This is a genomic window from Pseudomonas lundensis, from assembly GCF_002269125.1.
Lineage (GTDB): Bacteria > Pseudomonadota > Gammaproteobacteria > Pseudomonadales > Pseudomonadaceae > Aquipseudomonas > Aquipseudomonas lundensis_A.
Map to the genome: position 1 here is coordinate 1 of NZ_NQKI01000071.1, position 3,817 is coordinate 3,817.

The following is a 3,817-nucleotide window of genomic DNA, read 5'->3' on the forward strand; positions in this document are numbered from 1 at the left end:
AACACCTGCCGAAGCACTGAATGAGTATCTAAAGTCTGTACAACAATCCAGTGTTGCGACGACCGGTTGAATCCGCCCAATATGGAAGTCGCCACTTCCGTCAGCGTCTGTGGCGGTACCGCATCAGCCAGAGCATGAGTCGCCGGGGCAATTGTTACGACAACTCACCGATGGAGCGAGTATTTCGCAGCTTGAAAACCGAGTGGATACCTTCAGTGGGTTATATGTCGGTTCAGCAGGCACAACGAGACATCAGTCATTATTTGATGCATCGCTACAACTGGATACGGCCTCATCAATTTAATGGCGGGCTAACGCCGGCTCAGGCCGAGAAAAAACTTAACGTCGTGTCCGGGATTAGTTGACCACTACAATCGCAAGATTCACGATGACCTGCGAGAGCTAGGAGAGATCTGTGGGCGAAATCGAGTCGGTCGCTTGATGCAGGCAGAGGGGCTGCGTTCGCAAACGGGCTATCGCCGTCGTACTGGGTTTTATGGCGGAAAACCGTAAGCGTCTAGGCAACACACCTTGACGAGGCCTTCGCGTCATTCGGTTTCGATGATGGCTTGCTTCCTCTATGCTTCCCGACTTGCCTAAGGATTAGTTGAAACAGGAAAAGGTGTGACGGCATGAGAGCAGATAAATCTTGTCCTGTGGTTCTGCGAGTCCGTGAAACGCTGGAGATCTTGGCATTTGAGCATCCATTGGCAGGGCTACAACTGGTCAAGGGCAGTGTGGAACCAGATGAGTCAACCGACTTGGCTGCCGTACGAGAGCTGATAGAAGAGGCAGGGATTCAATCCGCAGTAGGGCGAAATTTGGGTGAGTGGCGTGCCATTGAAACAGGTCACACGTGGGTATTTCATGAGTGTCATGTTGCCCAAGACCTTCCCAATACGTGGGTGCATTTTGCAGAAGATGATGGAGGCCATGAGTTCAGATTTTTTTGGCATCCACTAATGAGTGAGCCTTCTGAAAGATGGCATCAGGTTTTCAAGGATGCTTTAAGCTTTCTCAGGACTACCCTTGCTGAAGTCTAAGTGTGTATTCAGCTCTTCTTGAGTCAGTCAGGCCGGCGCCCACCTATGAGGTAGCAGTTGACCGATTTCACTCGCCCGCTGCGTCGGCAGGCGCGTGAGAACATCCTTCAAGTAGGCGTACGGGTCATGACTATTCAGCCGCGCCGACTGGATCAGACTCATGATCGCCGCCGCCCGTTTTCCGCTGCGTAGCGAGCCTGCAAAGAGCCAGTTCTTACGTCCAAGAGCCCATGGTCGGATCTGGTTCTCGGCCCAATTATTATCAATGGGTACAGCCCCGTCATCGAGGTAGCGCGACAGCGCTGCCCAGCGTTTCAGGCTGTAATCGAGTGCTTTGCTGATGGCTGAGCCTTCGGGCACAAGATCGCGCTGGGCGCTCATCCAGGCATGTAGCATGTCCATTACCGGGACGGTTTTTTCTTGCCGTATTCGGCGCCGTAAATCCGGCTCCAGATCGCGGGCTTCGCTCTCGATTTCGTACAGCAACTGGATATAGCGCAAGGCTTGCTCAGCGAGCGTGCTTTTATTCGTAGCGTGCAGCTCGAAGAATTTGCGCCGAGCATGGGCCATGCAGCCGACCTCGGTCACACCGAGTTCGAAACTGGCTTTGTAACCGCCAAAATCATCACAGACCAGCTTGCCCTTCCAGTCTTGCAGGAAGTTGCGAGCATGTTCACCGGCACGGCTAGGGCTGAAGTCATAAACCACCGCTGCCACATCCGAGAACTGGCTGGTGGCGTAGGCCCAAACATAGGAACGGTGAGTCTTCTTCGTTCCCGGCATGAGCATTTGCACGGGTGCTTCATCGGCATGAATAACCTGCTGCCCGAGTACCACGTCGCGTAGCGCATCGACCAGCGGCTGCAATTGAACCCCAGTCACGCCAACCCATTGAGCCAAGGTTGAGCGTGGAATCGCCAGGCCCGCTCGACCAAAAATCGATTCCTGACGGTAAGGCGGCAGGTGGTCAGCAAACTTGGCAATCATGACGTGGGCCAGCAGCCCAGCGGTTGGGATGCCCTTATCAATAACCTGCGCCGGAACGGGGGCCTGGATCAGCGTTTCGCAGTCATCGCAGACCCATTTGCCACGCACATGGCGTTCAACGGTAAATACGCCGGGCGTATAGTCCAGCTTCTCGCTGACGTCCTCGCCGATGCGCTTGAGGGCGCAGCCACATGGACAGTGAGTGTGGTCCGGTTCGTGATGGATCAGTGTGCGTGGAAACTCAGCCGGTAATGCAGTGCGCTTGGGCTTGTGCTTGTTCTCGGTTGCCGCAGGCACTGTTTGCAAGGCCTGAAGCTCTGCTTCAATCGCCGCGATATCGGTATCGATCAGATCATCGAGCAAGCTGGTCTGCTGCGGATTCAACTGCTCGCTGCGCTTGGCAAACTTCAAACGCTTGAGTTGGGCGATCTCGTGGGTCAGTTTTTCGATAACCGTTTGGTCGCGGTTGATCTTCTGGCCCATGGTCTCGACCGTTCTGCCCATCGTCTCGACTTGCTGGTCAAGCGTCTCGACACGCTGTATCAACTGCGCCGCCAAAGCGCGCAGTTGTTCTGGATTTAGGTGGTCGAGATTGGGGAGAGTCATGGTGCCGATTTTGCCAGACCAGGCAATTCGCGGCGATAGACCGATAGGCTAATGGCAGACGTTAAAGCCGTGTGATCGCGCCGCTGGAGCCCGCGCGTTGCCATGGCAGGCCTAACACCAGGGCTTGAAGTTGTTCGATATCTAACTGCATTTCAGATCCATGGCGAATGCCTGGCCAGTGGAACTTGCCTTGATTCAACCGGCGAGCAGCCAGCCAGATCCCGAATCCGTCATGCACCAGAACTTTCATTCGAGTGGCGCGGCGGTTGGCAAAGAGATAAGCACAGTGCGGCTTCGCCGCACCGAACACCGCGATCACTCTGGCCAACGCAGTCTCGGTGCCAGCGCGCATGTCCATCAGCTCGGTGGCGAGCCAGATGGAGTCAATGCGGATCATCGCAGCAGGTCTCGAAGAAAGGTCGCGCAGGCAGCAGCACTTTCGGTTGGCCAGTTCAATTTTACGGTGCCGCGCGGGTACTGGATTTCAACGCAGATACTCGATGATGCTGCTTGCGAATTAGCTCCGGCCAGTTGTTGTATGGGTAACGGGATAAATGCAGGTTGCAGCGCTGTGTTTTTCTGCGCTTGCACCCGAATCCATTTGTGGACGAGGTTTGCGTTGAGGCTATGGCTGAGGGCGATGCTGGCAATCGAAGCGCCGGGCTGGGCACACTCTTGAATGACCTGGGCTTTGAAGGACTTGGAGTAGGAACGACGTTGTGGCTGCATGAAATACCCGCTTAAAAGGCTAGAACTGGTGCCCACTTAAATTTAAGTGCACACCATGTCTTGGCTTTGCGGGGCTGGGTAGATGACTTGGCCGGACGGATACGGAAAACCAACAGTGGCATCCCCCAACCATCTGGCCCGGCAGTTCAAGGTCAGTGAGCCGAATAAAGTCTGGGTGACCGATATCACCTACATCCGCACCTATGAAGGGTGGCTGTACCTGGCGGTAGTGCTGGATCTGTTCTCCCGCCAAGTCATTGGTTGGTCAATGAAGCCCAGAATGAGCAGCGACCTGGCCATCGACGCCATGCTGATGGCCGTGTGGCGACGCAAGCCACAGCAGCAAGTGATGATTCACTCAGACCAAGGCAGTCAGGGCGGATTCAACTGGTCGTCGCAACACCTTGATCGAGGTGTTTATGGGACGATCCGCAGGATGGATGCAAAAATTG

Annotated in this window: 4 protein-coding genes and 3 pseudogenes; 4 read left to right on the top strand and 3 right to left on the bottom strand. The window is 55.1% G+C overall.

The genetic code is table 11. The features are described from left to right. Positions 1 to 74: 74 nt before the first annotated feature. The 3 genes and pseudogenes from CJF39_RS22315 to CJF39_RS22325 form a co-directional block, all read left to right on the top strand. A pseudogene (locus tag CJF39_RS22315) lies at positions 75 to 365 on the top strand (integrase core domain-containing protein); the annotation flags it as partial. Positions 366 to 375: 10 nt separating this feature from the next. Further along, positions 376 to 510, top strand: a pseudogene (locus CJF39_RS22320) (IS3 family transposase); the annotation flags it as partial. A gap of 122 nt (positions 511 to 632) precedes the next feature. After that, entirely contained in the window at positions 633 to 1,043 is a 411-nt protein-coding gene (locus CJF39_RS22325) for an NUDIX hydrolase (protein WP_080944598.1), read from the top strand. Between the two features lie 27 nt (positions 1,044 to 1,070). On the opposite strand, the gene tnpC is transcribed toward CJF39_RS22325, so the two are convergent. From tnpC to tnpA, 3 genes are all read right to left on the bottom strand, one after another. Beyond that, positions 1,071 to 2,636 carry an IS66 family transposase gene (gene tnpC, locus CJF39_RS22330; RefSeq protein ID WP_094995335.1) on the bottom strand — a complete coding sequence of 522 codons (1,566 nt, stop codon included), beginning with the start codon at positions 2,634 to 2,636 and terminating at the stop codon, positions 1,071 to 1,073. A 61-nt stretch (positions 2,637 to 2,697) separates the two neighbouring features. Next, positions 2,698 to 3,033 (bottom strand): IS66 family insertion sequence element accessory protein TnpB, encoded by a 336-nt coding sequence (tnpB, locus tag CJF39_RS23440; protein WP_094995336.1) that lies wholly within the window; start codon positions 3,031 to 3,033, stop codon positions 2,698 to 2,700. After that, positions 3,030 to 3,365, bottom strand: a complete 336-nt coding sequence (tnpA, locus tag CJF39_RS22340) for an IS66-like element accessory protein TnpA (protein ID WP_249275420.1) — start codon at positions 3,363 to 3,365, stop codon at positions 3,030 to 3,032. Before tnpA ends, tnpB begins: the two co-directional genes overlap by 4 nt. Before the next feature lie 103 nt (positions 3,366 to 3,468). On the opposite strand from tnpA, the pseudogene CJF39_RS22345 reads away from it, so the two are divergent. After that, positions 3,469 to 3,817, top strand: a pseudogene (locus CJF39_RS22345) (DDE-type integrase/transposase/recombinase); the annotation flags it as partial.

Bases quoted from the DNA above. Each gene is read 5' to 3' on its own strand.
- CJF39_RS22325 (WP_080944598.1), top strand. From the start codon at position 633: ATGAGAGCAGATAAATCTTGTCCTGTGGTTCTGCGAGTCCGTGAAACG.
- tnpC (WP_094995335.1), bottom strand. From the start codon at position 2,636: ATGACTCTCCCCAATCTCGACCACCTAAATCCAGAACAACTGCGCGCT.
- tnpB (WP_094995336.1), bottom strand. From the start codon at position 3,033: ATGATCCGCATTGACTCCATCTGGCTCGCCACCGAGCTGATGGACATG.
- tnpA (WP_249275420.1), bottom strand. From the start codon at position 3,365: ATGCAGCCACAACGTCGTTCCTACTCCAAGTCCTTCAAAGCCCAGGTC.